The sequence below is a fragment of the Streptomyces sp. NPDC059534 genome (assembly GCF_042743475.1).
Taxonomy (GTDB): Bacteria; Actinomycetota; Actinomycetes; order Streptomycetales; family Streptomycetaceae; genus Streptomyces.
The window spans coordinates 1-24,002 of sequence record NZ_JBHWAQ010000034.1 but is presented as its reverse complement, the minus strand read 5'-3'; the positions used below and the strand labels follow the sequence as shown (position 1 = coordinate 24,002).

The 24,002-nt window shown below is 72.2% G+C and carries 12 protein-coding genes, 1 tRNA gene and 1 rRNA gene; 4 read left to right on the top strand and 10 right to left on the bottom strand.

What is annotated here, in order from left to right; genetic code table 11:
- Positions 1–36 precede the first annotated feature (36 nt).
- The 3 genes from ACFVZH_RS31410 (at position 37) to ACFVZH_RS31400 (ending at position 6,391) form a co-directional block, all read left to right on the top strand.
- Positions 37–4,686 carry a DEAD/DEAH box helicase gene (locus tag ACFVZH_RS31410; protein WP_384902622.1) on the top strand — a complete coding sequence of 1,550 codons (4,650 nt, stop codon included), beginning with the start codon at positions 37–39 and terminating at the stop codon, positions 4,684–4,686.
- 62 nt (positions 4,687–4,748) lie between these two features.
- The gene (locus ACFVZH_RS31405) at positions 4,749–5,594 is read left to right on the top strand and encodes an Fpg/Nei family DNA glycosylase (RefSeq protein ID WP_384902620.1); all 846 of its coding nucleotides are present in this window, start codon (positions 4,749–4,751) and stop codon (positions 5,592–5,594) included.
- A 32-nt stretch (positions 5,595–5,626) separates the two neighbouring features.
- Positions 5,627–6,391: an SDR family NAD(P)-dependent oxidoreductase gene (locus tag ACFVZH_RS31400; protein WP_384902619.1), complete on the top strand. Its 765-nt coding sequence runs from the start codon at positions 5,627–5,629 to the stop codon at positions 6,389–6,391.
- Positions 6,392–6,978: 587 nt separating this feature from the next.
- Here ACFVZH_RS31400 and ACFVZH_RS31395 read toward each other — a convergent pair.
- The 8 genes from ACFVZH_RS31395 to ACFVZH_RS31360 all read right to left on the bottom strand — a co-directional run bounded on the left by ACFVZH_RS31395 (position 6,979) and on the right by ACFVZH_RS31360 (position 20,800).
- Complete coding sequence (locus tag ACFVZH_RS31395; RefSeq protein WP_384902617.1) at positions 6,979–7,362, bottom strand: helix-turn-helix domain-containing protein; 384 nt, start codon at positions 7,360–7,362, stop codon at positions 6,979–6,981.
- 109 nt (positions 7,363–7,471) lie between these two features.
- Positions 7,472–7,993 carry a CinA family protein gene (locus ACFVZH_RS31390; RefSeq protein WP_384902615.1) on the bottom strand — a complete coding sequence of 174 codons (522 nt, stop codon included), beginning with the start codon at positions 7,991–7,993 and terminating at the stop codon, positions 7,472–7,474.
- Complete coding sequence (pgsA, locus tag ACFVZH_RS31385) at positions 7,990–8,664, bottom strand: CDP-diacylglycerol--glycerol-3-phosphate 3-phosphatidyltransferase (RefSeq protein WP_384902613.1); 675 nt, start codon at positions 8,662–8,664, stop codon at positions 7,990–7,992. The genes ACFVZH_RS31390 and pgsA overlap by 4 nt, the downstream gene beginning before the upstream one ends.
- Positions 8,661–10,154, bottom strand: a complete 1,494-nt coding sequence (gene rimO / locus ACFVZH_RS31380; protein WP_384902611.1) for a 30S ribosomal protein S12 methylthiotransferase RimO — start codon at positions 10,152–10,154, stop codon at positions 8,661–8,663. Before rimO ends, pgsA begins: the two co-directional genes overlap by 4 nt.
- A gap of 90 nt (positions 10,155–10,244) precedes the next feature.
- Positions 10,245–11,072, bottom strand: coding sequence for a helix-turn-helix domain-containing protein (locus tag ACFVZH_RS31375; RefSeq protein WP_384902609.1), 828 nt, complete (start codon positions 11,070–11,072; stop codon positions 10,245–10,247).
- Positions 11,073–11,363: 291 nt separating this feature from the next.
- A complete protein-coding gene (locus ACFVZH_RS31370) occupies positions 11,364–14,177 on the bottom strand; it encodes a DNA translocase FtsK (RefSeq protein WP_384902607.1) in 2,814 nt (937 codons plus the stop codon).
- A 173-nt stretch (positions 14,178–14,350) separates the two neighbouring features.
- Positions 14,351–15,025, bottom strand: a complete 675-nt coding sequence (locus ACFVZH_RS31365) for a two-component system response regulator (protein ID WP_189834697.1) — start codon at positions 15,023–15,025, stop codon at positions 14,351–14,353.
- A 294-nt stretch (positions 15,026–15,319) separates the two neighbouring features.
- Complete coding sequence (locus ACFVZH_RS31360; protein WP_384902605.1) at positions 15,320–20,800, bottom strand: HAMP domain-containing protein; 5,481 nt, start codon at positions 20,798–20,800, stop codon at positions 15,320–15,322.
- A 268-nt stretch (positions 20,801–21,068) separates the two neighbouring features.
- Here ACFVZH_RS31360 and ACFVZH_RS31355 point away from each other — a divergent pair, with 268 nt between their 5' ends.
- Positions 21,069–23,714 carry a SpoIIE family protein phosphatase gene (locus tag ACFVZH_RS31355; protein WP_384902603.1) on the top strand — a complete coding sequence of 882 codons (2,646 nt, stop codon included), beginning with the start codon at positions 21,069–21,071 and terminating at the stop codon, positions 23,712–23,714.
- Positions 23,715–23,831: 117 nt separating this feature from the next.
- Here ACFVZH_RS31355 and ACFVZH_RS31350 read toward each other — a convergent pair.
- Both ACFVZH_RS31350 and rrf read right to left on the bottom strand, forming a co-directional pair.
- Positions 23,832–23,904, bottom strand: a tRNA-Thr gene (locus ACFVZH_RS31350).
- A 4-nt stretch (positions 23,905–23,908) separates the two neighbouring features.
- Positions 23,909–24,002, bottom strand: a 5S ribosomal RNA gene (rrf, locus tag ACFVZH_RS31345); the annotation flags it as partial.

Below are 24,002 nucleotides of genomic sequence, written 5' to 3'. Positions count from 1 at the left end.
GGGCGGTTGTCAGTGGCGGGGTGCACGATGGGGGGCATGGTCAGGTCCGCGCTCGACTCGTTCTCCCCCGCGACCCGTGGTTGGTTCACCGGGGCCTTCAGCGCGCCCACGTCGGCGCAGGAGGGCGCCTGGAAGGCCATCGGCGAGGGTTCGGACGTGCTCGTCGTCGCACCGACCGGCTCCGGCAAGACGCTGGCCGCCTTCCTCGCCTCCCTGGACGGGCTGGCGTCCGCGCCGCCGCCCGCCGAGGCGAAGAAGCGCTGCCGTGTGCTGTACGTGTCGCCGCTGAAGGCGCTCGCCGTGGACGTCGAGCGGAACCTGCGCTCGCCGCTCACCGGCATCCGCCAGGAGTCGGTCCGGCTGGGACTGCCGGAGCCGGACGTCCGGGTCGGGATCCGTTCCGGAGACACCCCGCCCGCCGAGCGCCGCGCGCTCGCCACCCGGCCGCCGGACATCCTGATCACCACCCCCGAATCCCTGTTCCTGATGCTGACCTCCGCCACCCGCGAGGCCCTGTCGGGCGTGGAGACGGTCATCCTCGACGAGGTCCACGCGGTCGCGGGCACCAAGCGCGGCGCGCACCTGGCCCTCTCCCTGGAGCGGCTCGACGAGCTGCTGCCCCGGCCCGCGCGCCGGATCGGCCTGTCGGCCACGGTCCGCCCGGTGGACGAGGTGGCCCGCTATCTGTCCCCCACGCGCGCGGTGGAGATCGTCCAGCCGCCGTCGGGCAAGGAGTTCGACCTCTCCGTCGTCGTGCCGGTCGAGGACATGGGCGAGCTGGGCGGCTCCCCGGCCTCCGAGGGCAAGGACGGCGGCGACAAGCCGTCGATCTGGCCGCACGTCGAGGAGCGGATCGCCGACCTGGTCCAGGCCCACCGGTCGACGATCGTCTTCGCCAACTCCCGCCGCCTCGCCGAGCGCCTCTGCAACCGGCTGAACGAGATCGCGTACGAGCGGGCGACCGGCGAGCCGCTCCCCGAGGGGGCTCCGCCGGCCCAGGTCATGGCCCAGTCGGGGGCGGCGCAGGGCGCCCCGCCGCTGCTCGCCCGGGCCCACCACGGCTCGGTGTCGAAGGAGCAGCGCGCCCAGGTCGAGGAGGACCTGAAGGCGGGCCGGCTGCCCGCCGTGGTGGCCACCTCCAGCCTGGAGCTGGGCATCGACATGGGCGCGGTCGACCTGGTCGTGCAGGTCGAGTCGCCGCCCTCGGTCGCCTCCGGGCTCCAGCGCGTGGGCCGCGCGGGGCACCAGGTCGGCGCGGTGTCGACGGGCGTGGTCTTCCCCAAGTACCGCGGCGACCTGGTGCAGGCCGCGGTGGTCACCGAGCGGATGCGCTCCGGGTCGATCGAGTCGATGCGGATCCCCGCCAACCCGCTGGACGTCCTGGCCCAGCAGCTGGTCGCGATGGTCGCGCTCGACACCTGGCAGGTGGACGACCTGCTGACGGTGGTGCGCCGCGCGGCGCCGTTCTCGTCACTGCCGGAGTCGGCGTTCACCGGTGTGCTGGACATGCTGGCCGGCCGCTACCCCTCGGACGCCTTCGCCGAGCTGCGCCCGCGCGTGGTGTGGGACCGGGTGGCCGGGACGGTCACCGGACGGCCGGGCGCGCAGCGGCTCGCCGTCACCTCCGGCGGCACGATCCCCGACCGGGGCCTGTTCGGCGTCTTCCTGGCCGGCTCGGACCCGAAGAAGGGCGGCGGCCGCGTCGGGGAGCTCGACGAGGAGATGGTGTACGAGTCCCGGGTCGGCGACGTCTTCACGCTCGGCACCACCTCCTGGCGCATCGAGGACATCACCCGGGACCGGGTGCTCGTCACGCCCGCGCCCGGCGTGCCGGGCCGGCTGCCGTTCTGGAAGGGCGACCAGCTGGGCCGCCCCCTCGAACTGGGCCGGGCGGTCGGCGCGTTCCTCCGCGAGGTCGGCGCCCTCGCCGACGAGGACGCGCGGCTGCGGCTGCTCGCCGCCGGCCTGGACGCCTGGGCGGCGGACAACGTCCTCGCGTACCTCAGGGAGCAGCGCGAGGCGTGCGGGCACGTGCCGGACGACCGGACGATCCTGGTCGAGCGCTTCCGGGACGAGCTGGGTGACTGGCGGGTCGTCATCCACTCCCCCTTCGGCGCGCAGGTGCACGCCCCCTGGGCGCTGGCGCTCGGCGCCCGCCTGGCCGAGCGCTACGGCATGGACGCCCAGGTCATGCACGCGGACGACGGCATCGTGCTGCGCCTGCCGGACGCCGACCTGATGGGCCTGGAGTTGGGCCTCGACCTCCTCGACCACGAGCCGGTGGACCCCGGCCGGCACCTGGACACCACGTACGACGCCGACAAGGCGCCCATCGGCGCGGCCGACGCCCTCTTCGACAAGGGCGAGATCGGTCAGATCGTCACCGACCAGGTGGGCGGCTCCGCGCTGTTCGCCTCCCGCTTCCGCGAGTGCGCCGCGCGCGCCCTGCTGCTGCCCAAGCGCAACCCGGGCAAGCGGACCCCGCTCTGGCAGCAGCGGCAGCGCGCGTCGCAGCTCCTCCAGGTGGCGAGCGAGTTCGGGTCGTTCCCGATCGTCCTGGAGGCGGTCCGCGAGTGCCTCCAGGACGTCTTCGACGTCCCCGGCCTGACGGAGCTGATGGGCGACATCGAAGCCCGCCGGGTCCGCCTCGTCGAGGTCACCACCCCCGAGCCGTCCCCCTTCGCCCGCTCGCTGCTCTTCGGGTACGTGGCGCAGTTCCTGTACGAGGGGGACTCCCCGCTCGCCGAGCGCCGGGCGGCCGCGCTCTCCCTGGACTCCCGGCTGCTCGCGGAGCTGCTGGGCCAGGCGGAGCTGCGCGAGCTGCTCGACCCGGAGGTGCTGGCCGAGCTGGAGCGGGAGCTCCAGTGGCTGGCGGAGGACCGGCGGATCAAGGACGTGGAGGGCGTCGCCGACCTGCTGCGGGTCCTGGGACCGCTCACCGACGCCGAGCTCGCCGAGCGCGGCGCCGAGCCGGGCTGGGCGCCGGAGCTGGCGGCCGCGCGCCGCGCCATCCTGGTGCGCGTCGCGGGCCGGGAGCACTGGGCGGCGATCGAGGACGCCGGCCGGCTCCGGGACGCGCTGGGCACGGCCCTGCCCGTCGGTGTGCCCGAGGCGTTCACCGAACCCGTCAAGGACCCGCTGGGCGACCTCCTCGCGCGGTACGCGCGCACGCACGGTCCGTTCACCTCGTCCGGCGCCGCCGCCCGCTTCGGCCTGGGCGCGGCCGTCACCGACGGCGCCCTCCAGCGGCTCGCCGCGTCGGGGCGGGTCGTCCAGGGCGAGTTCCACCCCTCCGGCATCGGCCAGGAGTGGTGCGACGCCACGGTCCTGCGCCGGCTGCGGCGACGCTCCCTGGCGGCCCTGCGCCACGAGCTGGAGCCGGTGCCGCCGGCGGCGCTCGCCACCTTCCTTCCGCAGTGGCAGCACCTGGGGAGCAACAGCCTGCGCGGCATCGACGGCCTCGCCCGCGCGGTCGAGCAGCTCCAGGGCGCGCCCGTGCCCGCCTCGGCCCTGGAGAAGCTGATCCTGCCGTCGCGGGTCCGGGACTACTCCCCGACGCTGCTCGACGAGCTCACGACGACCGGCGAGGTGCTCTGGGCGGGCGCCGGGTCACTGCCCGGAAAGGACGGCTGGGTCTCGCTCTACCTCGCGGACGCGGCCCCCCTGCTCCTGCCGCCGCCGCACCCGCTGGAGCTCACCGCGCTGCACGAGTCGGTGCTCACCGCCCTCTCCGGCGGGTACGGCCTGTTCTTCCGCCAGATCGCCGACCAGATCCGGGCCACCACCCACCCGGACGCGACCGACCCCCAGCTCGCCGACGCCCTCTGGGACCTGGCCTGGTCGGGCCGGCTCACCAACGACACCCTGGCCCCGCTGCGCGCCCTGCTCGGCTCGGGCCGCACCGCCGGGTCCACCGCCCACCGCGCGCGTCGCACGGTCCCCCGCGGCCGGTACGGCACGCTGACCGCCGCGGCCCGTCCGGCGTCCCGCACCGGTCCGCCCACGGTCTCCGGCCGCTGGTCGCTGCTGCCGCCCGTCGAGCCCGAACCGACCCACCGCGCGCACGCCCTGGCCCGTACGCTCCTGGACCGGCACGGCGTGGTCACCCGCGGCGCGGTGGCGGCCGAGGGGGTCGAGGGCGGCTTCTCCGCCACGTACCGCATCCTGGCCGCCTTCGAGGACAGCGGGCAGGCCCGGCGCGGCTACGTGGTCGAAGGTCTCGGCGCGGCCCAGTTCGCGATGGACGGCGCGGTGGACCGGCTCCGCGCGGCCGCGACCGCCCGCGACCGGGGCACCGAGGCCGCCGCCGGCCCCCGCGCGCTGGTCCTCGCCGCCGCCGATCCCGCGAACGCGTACGGGGCGGCCCTCTCCTGGCCCGAGCCGCCGACCGGCGCCGGCCACAAGCCCGGGCGCAAGGCGGGCGCGATGGTGGTCCTGGTCGACGGCGAACTCACGCTCTACATGGAGCGCGGCGGCAAGACCCTGCTCTCCTGGCCCACCGACCCCGACGACCCCGCCCTGACCGCCGCCGTCGAAGCCCTCGCCGCCTCCGCCCGCACCGGCGCCCTCGGGACGGTCACCCTGGAGCGCGTCAACGCCGCCCCCGCCCTGACCTCCCCGCTCTCCCGCCCCCTCGAATCCGCCGGCTTCGTGGCCAACCCCAAGGGCCTCCGCCTCCGCCCCTGACCCCGGCCGGGTCAGGGACCCCGTGCCCGCACGGCGCCGCGGAAACCCCGCACAATGGACCCGTGCCCGAAGGAGACACCATCTGGCAGGTCGCCCACCGCCTGCACGCCGCTCTCGCCGGCCAGGTCCTCACGCGTGCCGACCTCCGCGTCGCCCGGTTCGCCACCGCCGACCTGACCGGCCGCACGCTCCTCGACGTCACTCCCCGGGGCAAGCACCTGCTCGCCCGGATCGAGGGCGGGCTCACCCTCCACTCGCATCTGCGGATGGAGGGCGCCTGGCGGATCTACGCCACCGGGGAGCGCCCGCGCGGCGGCCCCGACCATCAGATCCGGGCGATCCTCGGAAACGTCCGGTCCACCGCGTACGGCTACCGGCTCCCGGTCCTGGAGCTGATCCGTACCGCCGAGGAGTCCCGCGCGGTCGGCCACCTCGGCCCGGACCTCCTGGGTCCCGGCTGGGATCCGGAGGAGGCCGTACGCCGGCTGTGCGCCGACCCGGCCCGACCGCTCGGCGAGGCTCTGCTCGACCAGCGCAACCTGGCCGGCATCGGCAACGTGTACAAGTCGGAACTGGCCTTCCTCGCCGCCGTCTCGCCCTGGCTCCCGGTCGGCGACCTCGGTCCCGACGTCCCCGCCCGGCTGGTGGCGACCGCCCACCGCCTCCTGGAGGCGAACAAGGACCGCCCGGACCGGCGCACCACCACCACGCGCTTCCCCGGCACCCCCCTCCATGTCTACGGCCGCGAGGGGCGCGCCTGTCTGCGCTGCGGCACCCGGATCCGCAGGGCCGACGCCGAGGCGGGGAACGGCGACCGGATCACGTACTGGTGCCCCGGCTGCCAACCAGGCCCCACCCGAAGCACCCCCGCCGCAAGCCCCACCCCCCGTACCCAACCCAACGATTGACGATCCGTCAGATCTGGTCGTACGGTCCGGACATGACCCTCTCGGCGTACGACCTCACCGGCCGCTCCGCGTTCGTCACCGGCGCCGCGAGCGGGATCGGCCGCGCGACCGCGGCCCTCCTCGCCCAGGCGGGCGCCACCGTGCACTGCGCCGACCTCGACGAGCACGGGCTGAAGGAGACCACCGAGCTGATCGCCCGCGACGGCGGCACCGCGCACCCGCACACGCTGGACGTCACCGACCGGGCGGCACTGGCCGCCGCCGTCCGCTCCGCCGGCCCGCTCCACGTCATGGCCGCCATCGCCGGCATCATGCACACGAGCTCGGTCCTGGAGACCCGCGACGAGGACCTCGACCGCGTCCTCGCGGTCAACTTCAAGGGCGTCCTGTACGCGTGCCAGGAGGCGGCCCGTTCGATGATCACCTCCGGCACCCGGGGCTCGATCGTCACGATGGCGTCGGGCGCGATGGACACCGCGAGCCCGGGGCTCCTCTGCTACAGCGTCACCAAGGCGGCCGTCGTCCAGCTGACGAAGACCCTGGCGACGGAGGTGGGCCCGCACGGCATCCGGGTCAACGCGGTCGCCCCGGGCTGGATCCGCACCCCGATGACCGACCGCCACGAGCCGGCCGCCCAGCAGCAGGCGGAGGCGGCGATGGTCCGTCACTCGCCCCTGGGACGGGTCGGCGAGGCCGAGGACATCGCGCACGCGGTCCTGCACCTGGCCTCCGACGCCTCCTCGTTCACGACGGGTCAGATCCTGCGCCCCAACGGCGGCGTCGCCATGCCCTGGTAAACCCCGACCCGCGCCCGTTCGACCCCCGCCCGCCCGATGCGCGCCCGCCGTCCCCTCGCCCGCCCGGCTCTCGCACACGGTCTCCCGATCCGCCCGCGCGCCCCCGTCCGCCCGGCCCCCCGGACACCCCCGCGCGTCGCGTCGAAGCGGCCACATGCACCGGCAGCAGGCTCAGTCCCCAGCCGCCCGCCGCCACCGCGCCTTCCACCGGCCCGGCCTCGGCCGGCACGAGCAGCAGGCGCAGCACCGCCCACCACCAGAGCCCTCCGGCCACCAGTCCGACCGCCACGAGCGCGAGCGTCACCAGCGGAACCCGTCGCCGCACCATGGCCGCCTCCTGCCGTCGACGCTAGACCGGCAGGATCACCCTTCGGGAGGGCGCACCGGGGCAGTCCCGGCGCACGCCCTGCGTCTTCCACCATGGCACGCCTCACCGGAACACGGCATCTCAGGCACATCGCCCCAAGAGTGCGACGACTCGATCCGGCCAGGAGAAAGCCAGGAGAAAGCCAGGACAAAGCCAAGAGAAAAGCCCCGGCAGGCGCCCCGCAGGGCACCGACCGGGGCTTCGCCCCACGTGCTTCGGATCAGGCGGCGACGACGTCCACCGCTTCCGCGGGCGCCTTGATGGTCACCCGCTCGGTGGGCACACCTGCCACCGACGTCACCGACACCGAGTTGAGCCTCGGGCGTACCGGTGTCGGCACCGGTTCGCTCGACGCTGCCGACTCGGCCAGTTCAGCGAGCGACAGCTCGTCGCTCACTTCGCGCATGAGCTCGGACATCCGTACGTCCAGCGCGTCGCAGATCGCGGAGAGCAGCTCGGAGGAAGCCTCCTTCTGCCCCCGCTCCACCTCGGAGAGATAGCCGAGCGAGACTCGGGCGGACGAGGAGACTTCGCGCAGAGTACGGCCCTGGCGCTGGCGCTGCCGACGCAGCACGTCACCCAGCAGGCGACGGAGCAGAATCATCGGTGGCTCCCTCCTCGGACCGCGTAGCCGCATCCTTCACGCCCCACCGTACCGCCTCGCGCTGCGGCCGTGCGGGGAGCGATGTCGTGTTCACTCAGGGCTGCAAACATCAATTCCCCCCGTTGTGTTCCGTATCCTGTGCCCGCGCATTTCCCGAGAGTTCCTCAAGGAGCAGTTCCAACACGCTCCGTACGCTCTCTTTACGGATGTCCGCGCGGTCGCCGTTCAACCTCAACGAGACCACTTTCCCGGCCCGGGCGCCTGTCGCGGCCGGGCCGGCGACTGCCACGTAGACGGTTCCGACGGCCTGCCCGTCCTGGGGGTCGGGTCCCGCGACCCCGGTCGTCGAGATGCCCCAGTCGGCACCGAGCCGGTCCCTGACACCGGCCGCCATCTGCAGCGCGACCTCCGGATCCACCGCGCCGCGCTCCGCGAGGAGGGCCCGGTCGACGCCGAGGAGCTCGTGCTTGAGGGGCGTGGCGTAGGCCGTGACGGACCCCATGAAGGACTTCGAGGCTCCGGGTACGCCCGTCAGCTCGGCGGCCACCAGACCACCCGTGAGCGACTCCGCGGCGGCCAGCGTGTGGTCACGCTCCGCGAGCAGCGCCAGCACCCGGGCGGCCTCGGTCATCGCGTCGCCGCCTCCGAACGCGCCGCCGCGCGCTCCGCGGCGAGCCCCTTACGGCGTAGGACGACGGCCTGTCGCACATAATCCAGACCGGTGACGACCGTCAGCACGACGGCGACCGCCATCACCCAGAAGCGCAGGGTGGCCAGTGGCCCGGTGAGCATGAGGACGTACATGCCGACCGCCGTGCCCTGGGCGAGCGTCTTCATCTTGCCGCCGCGGCTGGCCGGGATGATCCCGTGCCGGATGACCCAGAACCGCATCAGGGTGATCCCCAGCTCGCGGGCGAGGATGACGCCGGTCACCCACCAGGGCAGGTCCCCGAGGCAGGACAGACTGATGAGTCCGGCCGCCATGATCGCCTTGTCGGCGATCGGGTCGGCGATCTTCCCGAAGTCGGTGACCAGGTTGTACGCACGGGCCAGGTGCCCGTCGAAGACGTCCGTGATCATGGCGACCGCGAACGCCGCCCAGGCCCAGGCACGCCACACCGGGTCGTGCCCGCCGTCCTGGAGCAGCAGCACCACGAAGGCCGGCACGAGCACGAGCCGGATCATGGTGAGGATGTTGGCGATGTTCCACAGGCTGGCCTGGTTGACGGCCGCCGTGCCCAGCTTGCCGCGGGGCGCCGGCCTACCGGTCCCGCCCGTCGCGGATGCCGGGACTCCGGTCATCTGCCTGCCTCCTCGAAAAGACACTCGGCCACCAGGTCGACGCCTTCCGTGCCGACGACCTTCGCACTGACCATACGGCCCGGAGCCAGGTCGGGGCTCGTACCGTCTGCCGAGGTGAGGTACACCTGGCCGTCGGTCTCGGGCGCCTGGTGGGCGGCGCGGCCGATCCAGCCGTCCTCCTCGTCGAGGGACTCGACGAGTACCTCCAGGGTCTCTCCGAGACGCTCCTCCGCGCGCTGCGCGGTGAGCTCCTCGGCGAGCCGGGACAGGTGGGCGAGCCGCTCGTCGACGACTTCCTGGTCGAGCTTGTGCTCGTACGTGGCGGCCTCGGTGCCGTCCTCGTCGGAGTAGCCGAAGACGCCGATGGCGTCGAGCCGGGCGTGGGTGACGAAGCGTTCCAGCTCGGCGAAGTCGGCCTCGGTCTCGCCCGGGAAGCCGACGATGAAGTTGGAGCGGGCACCGGCCGTCGGGGCCTTGGACCGGATGGTCTCCAGGAGCTCCAGGAAGCGGTCGGTGTCGCCGAAGCGGCGCATGGCCCGCAGCACGTCCGGGGCGCTGTGCTGGAAGGACAGGTCGAAGTAGGGCACGACCTTCTCGGTCGAGGTGAGGACGTCGATCAGCCCCGGCCGCATCTCGGCGGGCTGGAGGTAGCTGACGCGGACGCGCTCGATGCCGTCGACGGCGGCCAGCTCGGGCAGCAGGCTCTCCAGGAGCCTGATGTCGCCGAGGTCCTTGCCGTACGAGGTGTTGTTCTCGGAGACCAGCATGACCTCCTTCACACCCTGCTCGGCGAGCCAGCGCGTCTCGTTCAGCACGTCCGAGGGACGGCGCGAGACGAAGGAGCCGCGGAAGGAGGGGATGGCGCAGAAGGAGCAGCGGCGGTCGCAGCCGGAGGCCAGCTTCACCGAGGCGACGGGGCTGGTGTCCAGCCGGCGGCGGAGCGGCGCCCGCGGGCCCGAGGCGGGCGCGAGGCCCTCGGGCAGGTCGGCGGGTGCGTCGACGGGGGCCTCGGCCGCGTCGCCGTGACCCGGCAGGGCCACGGCCGCGGCCGCCTCCTGGCGCTCCACGGGCGAGAGCGGCAGCAGCTTGCGCCGGTCACGCGGGGTGTGGGCCTCGACACTGCCACCGTTGAGGATGGTCTGGAGGCGGTTGGAGATGTCGGCGTAGTCGTCGAAGCCCAGGACGCCGTCGGCCTCCGGGAGGGCCTCGGCGAGCTCCTTGCCGTACCGCTCGGCCATACAGCCGACGGCGACCACGGCCTGGGTCTTGCCGTGGTCCTTCAGATCATTGGCTTCGAGCAGGGCGTCGACGGAGTCCTTCTTGGCGGCCTCGACGAATCCACAGGTGTTGACGACGGCTACGTCCGCGTCCTCGGCGTTCTCGACGAGCTCCCAGCCGTCCGCTGCCAAGCGGCCTGCGAGCTCCTCCGAGTCCACCTCGTTACGGGCGCAGCCAAGAGTGACAAGGGCGACGGTACGGCGTTCGGGCATGGACTCAAGACTACTTCGTCCCGGCCGTTCCCCCGTCGCGCAGGGTTCACCTGCGCGACAGAGGTCACATCACACGTCTGACCTCGGGGCTCATCCGGCCTCGGGGTCGCCCTTCGTGTAGCTGAGCCGCTCGACCTGGCCGGATTCGAACTTGTCCGCGACCTGCTTGCCGTTCACGTAGAGCTCGATCGCGCCGGCGTTGCCGAGGACGAGGTCGACGCGCTCGTCGTCCTGGAAGGTCTTGGACTCGCCCTTCAGGAGGAGGCCGTCGAAGAGCAGCTTGCCGTCGTGGGCCTTGGCCGAGATCCAGCTCTTGTCGTCGACGGCGGTGAGCTTGACCGTGACCTTGTCCTGCGGGACCGCGGCGATCGCGCTCTCGGTCGGCTTCGGCGCGACGGGCTTGACGGGCTTCGGCTTGGCGGCGGAGGTCGCCTTCTCCGGCGCGGGGGCCGGGCCGGCGTCGGCCGCGGTGGTCCCCTTCGGAGCCTCGTTCCCGTTGAACATCGTGAAGCCGACGAAGCCGACGACGGCGACGATGGCCGCGACCATCGCGGCGGTCCAGTTGGGCCGGCGCGGCTCGGGGCGGATACGTTCCGCCTCGAAGAGCGGGGCGGCGGGGGTGGGCGCGGGACGGCCGCCGTGCTCGGCGTCGTACTGCTCGATCAGCTCGGCCGGATCGAGCCCGACGGCGCGCGCGAGGGTACGGATGTGGCCGCGTGCGTAGACGTCGCCGCCACAGCGCGAGAAGTCGTCCTCCTCGATCGCGTGCACGATCGGAATCCGGACACGGGTGGAGGCACTGACCTCTTCGACGGTGAGACCGGCGGCGATACGGGCCTGCTGGAGAGCGCGACCGATCGAGTCCCGGTCGTCTGCCGGGAACGTCCGGTCGTCTTCGGGGGAGTTGCCGATGGACACGAGAGCGCCTTTCGAGCGTGTAACCACCTGCTGGATGTTCAGTCTATGGGTGGTACGAAAGGGTGGGGCAACCGGGCGGGTGCCGTTTGTACGCCATGAGGCTGGTTGTTCGCCACGGGGCTGGGACATCCTTCTGTCCCACCGTCCAACTTGACGTACGGCCAGGGGAAACGGTTGCCCCCGTTCCCTTACGAGTGAGTCTCGGCCCGGTCTCGAACCGGTACGGCGGCGACTCCCGTCGGCGGCGGGGACTCGCGCCCCCGCCGGACCGGCTACCCCGCGTCCCGGCCCCTACTCCCCCGACTCGCCCCGGATCACGGCCAGCACGCCGTCCAGCTCGTCGGGCTTCACCAGGACGTCCCGCGCCTTCGAGCCCTCGCTGGGCCCGACGATGTTCCGCGACTCCATCAGGTCCATCAGCCGGCCGGCCTTCGCGAAGCCGACGCGCAGCTTGCGCTGGAGCATCGAGGTGGAGCCGAACTGCGTCGAGACGACCAGCTCGGCGGCCTGGCACAGCAGGTCCAGGTCGTCGCCGATGTCCTCGTCGATCTCCTTCTTCTGCCGCTGGCCGACGGTGACGTCCTCCCGGAAGACCGGGGTCATCTGGTCCTTGCAGTGCTGCACGACGGCCGCGACCTCGGCCTCGGTGACGAAGGCGCCCTGCATGCGGACGGGCTTGTTGGCACCCATCGGCAGGAAGAGGCCGTCGCCCTTGCCGATCAGCTTCTCGGCGCCGGGCTGGTCGAGGATGACCCGGCTGTCGGCGAGCGAGGAGGTGGCGAAGGCCAGCCGCGAGGGCACGTTCGCCTTGATGAGGCCGGTGACGACGTCCACCGACGGCCGCTGGGTGGCGAGCACCAGGTGGATGCCGGCCGCTCGGGCCAACTGGGTGATACGGACGATCGAGTCCTCGACGTCCCTCGGCGCGACCATCATCAGGTCGGCGAGCTCGTCGACGATCACCAGGAGGTACGGGTAGGGGTTGAGCTCGCGCTCGCTGCCCTCGGGCAGCTTGATCTTGCCGTCGCGGATCGCCTGGTTGAAGTCGTCGATGTGCCGGTAGCCGAACGCCGCCAGGTCGTCGTAGCGGAGGTCCATCTCCTTCACCACCCACTGGAGCGCCTCGGCGGCCCGCTTGGGGTTGGTGATGATCGGCGTGATCAGGTGGGGGATGCCCTCGTAGGCGGTGAGTTCGACCCGCTTGGGGTCGACGAGCACCATCCGGACGTCCTCGGGGGTCGCTCTTATCATGATCGACGTGATCAGGCAGTTGATGCACGAGGACTTGCCGGAGCCCGTGGCGCCGGCGACCAGGACGTGGGGCATCTTCGCCAGGTTGGCCATCTCATAGCCGCCCTCGACGTTCTTGCCGAGCGCGACGAGCATCGGATGGTCGTCCTCCGCCGCCGCCGCGAGCCGCAGCACGTCGCCGAGGTTGACCATCTCCCGGTCGCTGTTCGGGATCTCGATGCCGACCGCGGACTTGCCGGGGATCGGCGAGATGATCCGGACGTCGGGGGAGGCCACGGCGTACGCGATGTTCTTGGCGAGCGCCGTGATCTTCTCGACCTTCACGGCGGGGCCGAGCTCGACCTCGTACCGCGTGACCGTCGGGCCGCGGGTGAAGCCGGTGACGGCCGCGTCGACCTTGAACTCGGTGAAGACGTTGGTGAGCGCGTCCACGACGGCGTCGTTGGCGGCGCTGCGGGTCTTGCCCGGCCCGCCGCGCTCCAGCAGATCGAGCGAGGGCAGCGCGTACGTGATGTCGCCGGCGAGCTGGAGCTGCTCGGCGCGCGGCGGCAGGTCGGTCGGCTCGGGAGCCGGCTTCGTCAGATCGGGTACGCCACCGCGCCGGTCGGCTCCGCGCGCGGGCGGCACGGGAGCGGCCGGCGCCGCCTTCTCGGCCCGCTCCGCGGCGGCCGCGGCCACGGCGGCGTCCCGCTCGGCCGTGACGTCCCTGGTCAGGTCGGCGACGATCGGCGAGGGCGGCATGCCGTTCAGCACCGCGCCGTCGAGTGCGGCGGCGGCGGCCGCGGCGACGTCCACCGGGTCCATGCCGAGGTCGAAGGCGGGCGCCTCGGCGGAGCGGCGGCCGGTGCGGCCGCGCCGGTCCGGCATGTCCGCCTCGGCCCGGTCCACGTCGTACGGCTCCGCCGGGCCGGGGCCCCGGCGTCGCGCGGGCCGGGAGGGCCGTGCGGGGTGCGGCCCGGCATCCCGCCACTCCTCGTCGTACCCCTCGTACCCCTCACGTCCCTCGGCCTCGGCCGGGTCGTACGCGGGTTCGACGATGCCGAGCTTGGCGCCGAGGGCGCGCAGCCGCTGCGGGATCGCGTTGACGGGGGTGGCGGTGACGACCAGCAGGCCGAAGATCGTGAGCAGCACCAGCATCGGTACGGCGAGGACCTCGCCCATCATGAAGACGAGGGGCTGTGAGGCGGCCCAGCCGACGAGGCCGCCCGCGTCCTGCATGGCTCCGGTCCCGTCGCCGCGGCCCGGTGAGCCGCAGGCGATGTGCACCTGTCCGAGGACGCCGATGACGAGGGCGGAGAGCCCGATGACGATCCGGCCGTTGGCCTCGGGCTTCTCCGGGTAGAGGATCAGCCGGATGCCGATCCCGGCGAGGAGCAGGGGCACCAGCAGGTCGAGCCGGCCGAAGGCGCCGGTGACCAGCATCTCGACGAGGTCGCCGACCGGGCCGCGCAGGTTGGACCAGGTGCCCGCGGCCACGATCAGCGCGAGGCCGAGGAGGAGCAGCGCGAGCCCGTCCTTGCGGTGGGCGGGGTCGAGCCCCTTGGCACCGCGCCCTATCCCCCGGAACATCGCGCCGACCCCGTGGGCGAGACCGAGCCAGGCACCGCGCACGAGCCGGTAGACGCCGCCGGTGGGCGAGGGGGCGGGACGGGGCGCGGCCTTCTTCGCCGCCGTCTTGCGCGCGGGCGCGCGTTTGGCGGGCGCTGCCTTCTTCGCCGGCGCCTTCTTGGCGGGCGGCTTGACGGGGGGCTTCGCGGGTGCCGCTTTCTTCGCGGCGCCCGTCGTACGGCCGGCGCGCGGCTTCGCGGCGCCCGCCGTGCCCTGGGAACCCTTGCCGGACGTACGTGAAGCCATGGTGCTGAGGTTACCGGTGAAGGTACGGGCTGTCCGCCTCACCCGATCGTGTCGTCCGTGCCGGGGCACGATGCTGACGCCCGATCACGAAGTCCGTCCACGGGTGACGGTGCGTCAGCCCCGGGCGGACGGGCCGGCCCTGGGCGGGAAGGGTCAGCCCTGGGCGGGAAGGGTCAGCCCTGGGCGGGAAGGGTCGGCGCCGCGCCGGTACCCGGCTCCAGCGCGTCCAGGGCCCGGCGCAGCCCGGTGAGCTTGCGCTCCAGGTGGGCGGCGGTGGCCACGGCCGCCGCGTCGGCCGAGTCGTCGTCGAGCTGCTTCGACAGTGCCTCCGCCTGCTCCTCGACGGCCGCGAGCCGGGCGGACAGTTCGGCGAGCAGACCCGCGGACTCCTTGCCCTGACCGCCCTCGCCGCCGCCCTCCAACTGCAGCCGCAGCAGGGCGGCCTGCTCGCGCAGCTTGCAGTTCTTCATGTAGAGCTCGACGAAGACGGAGACCTTGGCGCGCAGCACCCACGGGTCGAACGGCTTGGAGATGTAGTCGACCGCGCCGGCCGCGTACCCCCGGAAGGTGTGGTGGGGGCCGTGGTTGATGGCGGTGAGGAAGATGATCGGGATGTCCCGGGTCCGCTCCCGCCGCTTGATGTGCGCGGCGGTCTCGAAACCGTCCATCCCCGGCATCTGGACGTCGAGCAGGATGACCGCGAAGTCGTCCGTCAACAGCGCCTTGAGCGCTTCCTCCCCGGACGATGCCCGCACCAGCGTCTGATCGAGCGCGGAGAGAATGGCCTCCAGCGCCAGCAGATTCTCCGGCCGGTCATCGACCAGGAGGATCTTGGCCTTCTGCACCATGCCCCGTCCTCCTCGTCCCGGCAACGGCTCGCCCCGGCTCCCGTAACCGGGGGAAGCACCGGGCGCCGCCCCAGAGGACGACTCTCTGACGCCGTCCGTCCTTGTGCCGGTCATCGTAGCCGCACCCCGCCCGTCGCCACACCCTGTCACCGCGATGTCACTGTGCACGTAGCAGAAACGCGGTGGGAGACCAGAAGGTTCCCCGTATCCCGCCCTCTCACACGCCGGTGACGACGTTCCGTCAGCGGAGCCCGGGGGTCCGCGCGGCAGCTCGCGCGGACCCCCGGCCCGGACTCACTCCCCGCGCATCCACTGCTCCATCACGGACAGCAGATGGTCGGGGTCGACCGGCTTGGTCACATAGGCCGAGGCCCCCGACTCGATCGCCTTCTCCTTGTCGCCCTTCATGGCCTTCGCCGTGAGGGCGATGATCGGCAGCCCGGCGAACTGCGGCATCCGCCGGATCGCGGTCGTCGTCGCGTACCCGTCCATCTCCGGCATCATGATGTCCATCAGGACGACCGTCACGTCGTCGTTCTGCTCCAGGACCTCGATGCCCTCCCGCCCGTTCTCCGCGTAGAGCACCGCGAGCCCGTGCTGCTCCAGGACGCTGGTGAGCGCGAAGACGTTGCGGATGTCGTCGTCCACGATGAGCACCCGCTCGCCGGAGAAGTTGAAGGTACGCCGCGGCTCGACGACCTCCTCCGCCCGGTCCGGCGCGGTCTGCTGGCCGGACTGCCCCGGCACCCCGTTCCGCGCCCCGGTCGCCTCGGCCGCGGCCTTGCGCCGGTGCCGGAACAGCGCCCCGGCCCCGGACCGCGCCTCGGTCCGCACGGGCGGCGGCGGGAAGTGCGGGAACGGGTGGACCGCCCCGCCCGTCCCCTCCCCGGTCCCCTGCTGCGGGTCCTCGGCGTCCGGCCCGCCCTGCCCGTACCCGTGGTTCGGGAGCTCGGTCGGGCTCAGCGGCAGGTAGAGCGTGAACGTCGAGCCGCGGCCCGGCTCGCTCGCCGCGAAGATCTCGCCGCCGAGCAGCCGCGCGATCTCCCGGCTGATCGACAGCCCCAGACCCGTACCGCCGTACTTCCGGCTGGTCGTGCCGTCGGCCTGCTTGAACGCCTCGAAGATGACCCGCATCTTGCTGGCCGCGATCCCGATCCCGGTGTCGGTGACCGAGAACGCGATCAGCGCGGCCTCCGGGTCGCGCAGCGAACCGGCTTCCAGGAGCTGCTCGCGGATCGACTGCGGCACGTCCGCGCCGGCCGGCCGGATCACCAGCTCCACCGCGCCCGTGTCGGTGAACTTCACCGCGTTGGACAGCAGGTTGCGCAGTACCTGGAGCAGCCGCTGCTCGTCGGTGTGGAGCGTGGCCGGCAGTTCGGGCGAGACCCGCACCGAGAAGTCGAGCCCCTTCTCCGCGGTGAGCGGCCGGAAGGTGGCCTCCACATAGTCGACGAGCTGGACGAGCGCGATCCGGGTCGGCGACACGTCCATCTTGCCCGCCTCGACCTTGGACAGGTCGAGGATGTCGTTGATCAGCTGGAGCAGGTCAGAACCGGCCCCGTGGATGGTCTCCGCGAACTCGACCTGCTTCGGCGTCAGGTTCGTCTCGGCGTTGTCCGCGAGCAACTTGGCCAGGATCAGCAGCGAGTTGAGCGGGGTGCGCAGCTCGTGCGACATGTTGGCCAGGAACTCGGACTTGTAGCGCATGGAGACCGCGAGCTGCTCCGCGCGCTCCTCCAGGACCTGCCGGGCCTCCTCGATCTCGGTGTTCTTCACCTCGATGTCGCGGTTCTGCCGGGCGAGCAGCTCGGCCTTCTCCTCCAGCTCCAGGTTGGAGCCCTGAAGCTCCTTCTGCCGGTGCTCCAGTTCGGCCGACCGCTCCTTGAGCTGCTCGGTGAGCTCCTGCGACTGCTGGAGCAGCACCTCGGTCTTGGTGTTGACACTGATGGTGTTGACGGTGGTGGCGATCAACTCGGCGAGCTGGTTGAGGAAGTCGCGCTGGATCTGGGTGAACGGCTGGAACGACGCCAGCTCGATCACCCCGAGGACCTTGCCCTCGAAGAGGACCGGCAGCACGATCACATGCGCCGGCGCGGCCTCGCCGAGACCCGACGAGATCTTCAGGTAGCCCGGCGGCACGTTGACCTGGATCGTCCGCTTCTCCTCGGCGGCCGTCCCGATGAGGGTCTCGCCGGGCCGGAACGAGGTCGGCATGGACCCGGTGGAGTACCCGTAACTCCCGCGCATCCGCAGCTCGTACGAGCCTTCGCCCTCGCCCACCAGTTCCGCGTCGCTGTGCGCCTGGCCGGTCGGCACCGCCACGAAGAAGGCGCCGTGCTGGGCCGAGACGACCGGGGTCAGCTCGCTCATGATGAGCGAGGCGACGTCGTCCAGGTCCCGGCGGCCCTGCATGAGACCGGAGATACGGGCCAGGTTGCCCTTCAGCCAGTCCTGCTCCTCGTTGGCGAGGGTGGTGTCGCGCAGGTTCGCGATCATCGTGTTGATGTTGTCCTGGAGGGCCTGGATCTCGCCCGCCGCGTCCACACCGTCGATCTTGAGGTTGAGGTCGCCCCGGGTGACCGCCGTGGCGACGGCCGCGATGGCCCGCACCTGGCGGGTCAGGTTCCCGGCCATCTCGTTCACCGACTCGGTCAGGTCGCGCCAGGTGCCGTCGACGTCCCGTACGCGCGCCTGGCCGCCGAGGATGCCCTCCGTACCCACCTCGCGGGCCACTCGCGTGACCTCCTCGGCGAAGTTCGACAGCTGGTCGACCATCGTGTTGATGGTGTTCTTCAGCTCCTGGATCTCGCCGCGCGCGTCGATGTCGATCTTCTTGGTGAGGTCGCCCTTGGCGATGGCGGTGGTGACGGCGGCGATCTGGCGCACCTGGCCGGTGAGGTTGGAGGCCATCGAGTTCACCGACTCGGTGAGGTCCTTCCACGTGCCGGAGACACCCGGCACCCGGGCCTGGCCGCCCAGTTCGCCCTCCGTGCCCACCTCGCGGGCCACCCGCGTGACCTCGTCCGCGAAGGACGACAGGGTCGTCACCATCGTGTTGACGGTCTCGGCGAGTTCGGCGACCTCGCCGCGCGCCTCGACCGTCACCTTCTTCGTCAGGTCGCCGTTGGCGACGGCCGCCGAGACCCGGGAGATGTTCCGCACCTGGCTGGTCAGGTTGTTGGCCATCAGGTTGACGTTGTCGCTGAGGTCCTTCCACGTACCCGTGACACCGCGCACGCGTGCCTGGCCGCCGAGGATGCCCTCCGTACCCACCTCGCGGGCCACCCGCGTGACCTCGTCGGCGAAGTTCGACAGCTGGTCGACCATCGTGTTGACGGTCGTCACCAGCTCCAGGATCTCGCCCCGGGCGTCGACCGTGATCTTCTTCGACAGGTCGCCCATGGCGACCGCCGTGGTGACCTCGGCGATGTTCCGCACCTGGATGGTGAGGTTGTTCGCCATGAAGTTCACCGACTGGGTGAGGTCCTTCCAGGTGCCGGAGACACCCTGCACCTCGGCCTGACCGCCCAGCATGCCCTCGGTGCCCACCTCGCGGGCCACCCTGGTCACCTGCTCGGCGAAGTTCGAGAGCTGGTCCACCATCGTGTTGAGGGTGTTCTTCAGCTCCAGGATCTCGCCGCGCGCGTCCACGTCGATCTTCTGCGACAGGTCACCGCGCGCCACCGCGGTGGCGACCTGGGCGATGTTGCGGACCTGGGTGGTGAGGTTCCCGGCCATGCCGTTCACCGAGTCCGTCAGATCCCGCCACACACCGGCCACGCCGGGCACCTGCGCCTGGCCGCCGAGCCGACCGTCCGTACCCACTTCGCGGGCGACCCTGGTCACCTGGTCGGCGAAGGCGGACAGCTGGTCCACCATCGTGTTGATGGTGTTCTTCAGCTCCAGGATCTCGCCGCGCGCGTCCACGTCGATCTTCTGCGACAGGTCGCCGCGGGCCACGGCCGTCGTCACCTGGGCGATCTGACGCACCTGGGACGTCAGGTTGCCGGCCATGAAGTTGACGGAGTCGGTGAGCTCCCGCCAGCGGCCGGAGACCCCGTCCACCCGCGCCTGGCCGCCGAGGCGGCCCTCCGTGCCCACGTCCCGGGCCATCCGCGTCACCTGGTCGGCGAACGACGACAGCTGCGACACCATCGTGTTGACGGTGTTCTTCAGCTCCAGCATCTCGCCGGCCACGTCCACCGTGACCTTCTGCGACAGATCGCCGTTGGCGACCGCCGTCGTCACCTGCGCGATGTCCCGCACCTGACCGGTCAGGTTGCGGAACGCCGTGTTCACCGAGTCCGTGAGGTCCTTCCACGTCCCCGCCGCACCCGGCACCTCGGCCTGGCCGCCCAGCAGACCCTCGACACCGACCTCCCGAGCCACCCGGGTCACCTCGGAACCGAAGGCCGACAGCTGGTCCACCATCGTGTTGACGGTGTTCTTCAGCTCCAGCATCTCGCCGGCCACGTCCACCGTGACCTTCTGCGACAGGTCACCGTTGGCGACCGCCGTCGTCACCTGCGCGATGTCCCGCACCTGCGTGGTGATGTTCCGGAAGACGGTGTTGACGGAGTCCGTGAGGTCCTTCCACGTCCCCGCCGCACCCGGCACCTGCGCCTGACCGCCCAGCAGGCCCTGCGCGCCGACCTCGCCCGACACCCGGGTCACCTCGTCGGCGAACGTCCGCAGCGTCTCGGTCATCTGATTGATCGTGTCCGCCAGCTGCGCGATCTCACCGCGCGCCGAGACCCGCACCTTCTGCGAGAGATCGCCGTTGGCGACCGCCGTCGTCACCTCGGCGATACCCCGCACCTGGTTGGTGAGGTTCCCCGCCATCGTGTTGACGGAGTCGGTGAGGTCCTTCCAGACGCCCGCGACGCCCGCCACCTCGGCCTGCCCGCCGAGTTCGCCCTCCGTGCCCACCTCGCGCGCGACGCGGGTCACCTCGGAGGAGAACGACGACAGCTGGTCCACCATCCGGTTGACGGTGTTCTTCAGCTCCAGCATCTCGCCGGCCACGTTCGCCGTGACCTTCTGCGACAGATCGCCGTCCGCGACCGCCGTCGTCACCAGCGCGATGTCCCGCACCTGGGCCGTCAGCCGGTTCGCCATCGTGTTGACCGAGTCCGTGAGGTCCTTCCACGAACCGGACACCCCGCGCACCTGCGCCTGCCCGCCCAACTTGCCGTCGGTACCCACCTCGACGGCCACCCGGGTCACCTCGGAGGCGAACACCGACAGCTGGTCGACGAGGTTGTTCGCGGTACGCGCGACCTTCAGGAACTCCCCGCGCAGCGGCCGTACGGTCCCGTCGGCACCCTCCGAACGCAGGTCCATCCGCTGGTCCAGGTCGCCCTCGGCCACCGCCGACAGGACCCGGCCCACCTCGGACACCGGCCGGGCCAGATCGTCGACGAGCGCGTTCGCGGCCTCGATCGCCGCCGCCCACGCCCCCTCGCTGGCCCCCGCCTCCAGGCGCTCGGACAGCTTGCCCTCGCGCCCCACCACCCTGCGGACCCGGGACAACTCCCCCGTCACGTGCATCTGCCGGTCGGCGACCTCGTTGAACACGGCGGAGATCTCCGCCATGACCCCGTCGCCGGACACCGTCAGCCGCTTGCGGAAGTTCCCGTCCCGCATCGACACCAGCGCGGCCAGCAACCGCTCCAGCGCCGCCGCGTCCACCTGTACCGTCCCCCCACGGGAACGCCCGCCCCTCGCGCGCGTGCCACTGCCTCCGCCGCGCCGCGCCGCCGTGCCAGACTCCACCGTGTCCCTCCCGAAAGGGGTCGACCGTACCGCTCCGGCTCTCGCCGGTAGCCTGCCCAGTGTTTCACCGTGCCCGAACCAGGCGATAACAGTTCGGCAGCTTCGCACAGCGTCCCTACCCCCGGGGGACGGAATCAGCGGTGACCGGCATCCGCTCGGACAGTGAAGGTAAGTAACCTGGCTTCCGGTGTCCAACCGCCCCGGTCCGCCCGGCGGGGGCGGTGTGGTGCGCACACGACCACCGGGCAGCGGGAGGGACAGACCGAGCATGGCAGAGCCGGGCGTCGAGACGCGTACGAGGAGTGCTGTGATCACCGCGCGGGCGACTGCCAGCTTCGAGCCCGTCGGGCGGTCCGTCGCGGCCGCCCGCGCCTTCGTCAGGGACACCCTCCAGGGCTGGGGACACCCCGAACTCGTCGACGACGCCGTCGTCCTCACCAGCGAGCTCGTCACCAACGCCGTCATCCACGCCGGCACCTCCGCGGAGGTCCTCTGCCTCCGCGCCGACGACAGCGTCCGCGTCGAGGTCTCCGACCGCTACCCGGAGCGCGAGATCCCCGTCCAGAGCGGCCGCACCTTCGGCAGCCCCGACCGCGAGAACGGCCGCGGACTGCTGCTCTGCGCCGCCCTCGCCCACCGCTGGGGCGTCGACTACTCCCCCACCCGCAAGCACGTCTGGTTCCACCTCGACCTCCCCCAGCGCCCGGTCGGCACCCGCTCCGCGGGCCCCGTCCTGCCCGACGCCCTCCTCCCGGTCGCCGACAGCCGCGTCCGCGTCGCCGTCGTCCAGATCGACCGCGGCGGCGCCGTCACCGCCTGGAACGAGGACGCCGAGGAACTCTTCGGATACGGCTCCGACCAGGTCACCGGCAAACCCCTCGGCGACCTCGCCGCCTGGCCCCACACCCCCGGCATCGGCACCGGCCTCGCCGAGGCCCTGCGCCTCTCCCGCTGGGAGGGCAGCTACGGCATCCGCTGCGCCGACGGCCGGGTCATCCCCGTCTACGCCTCGCACCTCCGGGTCCGCTCCGCCCAGGGCGACCCCTCCACCGTCTGCCTGCTGGTCCGCGAACACGAGCGGGCCGTCCTCCAGACCCCGCACCGCCCCGCCGCCGAGGCGGGCTCCGAGAGCCGCGCCGCCGACCCGTTCGAGGTCTTCATCGGCTCCCCCGCCCCCGACGACCTCGACGGCCTCCTCCAGCGCACGGTCGAACGCGCCCGCGACATGCTCGACGGGGACGCCGCCTTCCTGCTGCTCGCCACCGACGACGAGACGGAACTGGAGGTACGGGCCACCACCGGACTCCCCGCGGCCCGCCAGCGGTTCGCCCGCGTCCCCGTCGAGACGGGCGCCAGCCGGTACGGCTCCGCCCGCATGCCCGCGGTCCACGAGGACCTGGCCGCCGTCCCCGGCGCCGTACCGCTCCTCGAAGGCACCGGCATGCGCGCGGTGGTCACGGTCCCGCTGAAGGTGGAGGGCCGTCTCACCGGCTCCCTCGGCGTGGCCGCCGAGACCGCGAACCGCTACTCCAACGAGGAGGCCCTGCGCCTCCAGTTCGCCGCCGACCGCATCGCCCTCGCCGTGGAGTCCGCCCGCCTCGGCGAACTGGAACGCCTGCGCCGCGGCTCCCTCAGCTTCCTCGTCGAGGCATCCGACCTCCTGGCCGGCACCCTGGACCGCGATCAGACCCTGGCCCTGATGGCCCAGATGACGGTCCCCACCCTCGCCACCTGGTGCGCGGTCTACACGATCGCCGACCAGGCATCCGACCCGTACCTGTCGTACGTGCTCCACGAGGACGAGGACCGCATCGACGGCCTCAAGGACCTGCTCTCCTCCATCGCCCCGCCGGACCCGGTGACGACTCCCGGTGCCCGCGTCTGGACCGCACCGGCGGACGCCGCCCACCGCGCCGCGCTCACCGCCTCGGTCCGCGCCCTCGACCATCCGACGAGCCCGCTCTCCTCCGGCATCGACACCACTCTGGCCACGGCCGGCACGGTCGCCGGCGAGACGGTCGTCCTGCCGCTGGTCGCCCGCAACCGGGTGATCGGCATGCTGACGCTCGGCCGGCCGGCCGAGGACCACTTCCGCCAGGAGATCCTGGAGCTCGCGGAGGACCTCTCCCGCCGGGCCGCCCTCGCCCTGGACAACGCCCGCCTCTACTCGGAGCGCGTGGCGATCAGCCAGTCCCTCCAGCGCAGCCTCCTGCCGCCCGGTCTCCCCGAGATCCCGGGCGTCGAGGTCGACGTCATCTACCGGGCCGCGGGCGAGGGCAACGAGGTCGGCGGCGACTTCTACGACCTCTTCCCCATCCGCGACGGCGCCTACGGATTCGCCATCGGCGACGTGTGCGGTACGGGCCCGCAGGCCGCGGCCGTCACCGGCCTGGCCCGCCACGCCCTGCGCCTGCTGGCCCGCGAGGGGTTCGGCGGCCCGGCCGTGCTGGAGCGTCTCAACGCCGCGATCCTCGACGAGGGCGACCGCAGCCGCTTCCTCACCCTGCTCTACGGCGAGATGCGCCCGCAGCCCGACGGCTCCGCGATCCTCAAGGTCGTCTGCGCGGGCCATCCCCTCCCTCTGCGCCTCCGCCCGGACGGCACGGTCCACCCGGCGGCGGAACCCCAGCCGCTCCTCGGCGTCATGGAGGACCTGGAGCTGTACGAGCAGACCGTCACCCTCGAACCGGGCGACGTCCTCCTGTGTGTCACGGACGGCGTGACGGAACGCCGTGAAGGCACCCGCATGCTCGGCGACGACGGCCTCGCCGAAGTCCTCAAGAGCTGCACGGGCCTGACCGCGGGCGCGGTCGCCTCCCGCGTCCTGCGCGCCGTCGAGCGCTTCGCCCAGGCCCCCGCCTCGGACGACATGGCCATCCTCGCCATGCGTCTCCGCGGGCCCGACCCCAGCTGATCCCCAGGCCGGCCCTCCCCACGAGGGCCGGCTCCGTCGGACCACTGCGGATCACCGCCGACCATCACGACAAAACAAAAAAGGCCCCGCCAGATGGCGGGGCCTTTTTCTTTTCGGAGCCCTTTAACGGAATCGAACCGTTGACCTTCTCCTTACCATGGAGACGCTCTACCGACTGAGCTAAAAGGGCGGGTGTTCGGCGGCGTCCTACTCTCCCACAGGGTCCCCCCTGCAGTACCATCGGCGCTGAAAGGCTTAGCTTCCGGGTTCGGAATGTAACCGGGCGTT

Bases quoted from the DNA above. Each gene is read 5' to 3' on its own strand.
- ACFVZH_RS31410 (WP_384902622.1), top strand. From the start codon at position 37: ATGGTCAGGTCCGCGCTCGACTCGTTCTCCCCCGCGACCCGTGGTTGG.
- ACFVZH_RS31400 (WP_384902619.1), top strand. From the start codon at position 5,627: ATGACCCTCTCGGCGTACGACCTCACCGGCCGCTCCGCGTTCGTCACC.
- ACFVZH_RS31395 (WP_384902617.1), bottom strand. From the start codon at position 7,362: ATGATTCTGCTCCGTCGCCTGCTGGGTGACGTGCTGCGTCGGCAGCGC.
- ACFVZH_RS31390 (WP_384902615.1), bottom strand. From the start codon at position 7,993: ATGACCGAGGCCGCCCGGGTGCTGGCGCTGCTCGCGGAGCGTGACCAC.
- pgsA (WP_384902613.1), bottom strand. From the start codon at position 8,664: ATGACCGGAGTCCCGGCATCCGCGACGGGCGGGACCGGTAGGCCGGCG.
- rimO (WP_384902611.1), bottom strand. From the start codon at position 10,154: ATGCCCGAACGCCGTACCGTCGCCCTTGTCACTCTTGGCTGCGCCCGT.
- ACFVZH_RS31370 (WP_384902607.1), bottom strand. From the start codon at position 14,177: ATGGCTTCACGTACGTCCGGCAAGGGTTCCCAGGGCACGGCGGGCGCC.
- ACFVZH_RS31365 (WP_189834697.1), bottom strand. From the start codon at position 15,025: ATGGTGCAGAAGGCCAAGATCCTCCTGGTCGATGACCGGCCGGAGAAT.
- ACFVZH_RS31355 (WP_384902603.1), top strand. From the start codon at position 21,069: ATGGCAGAGCCGGGCGTCGAGACGCGTACGAGGAGTGCTGTGATCACC.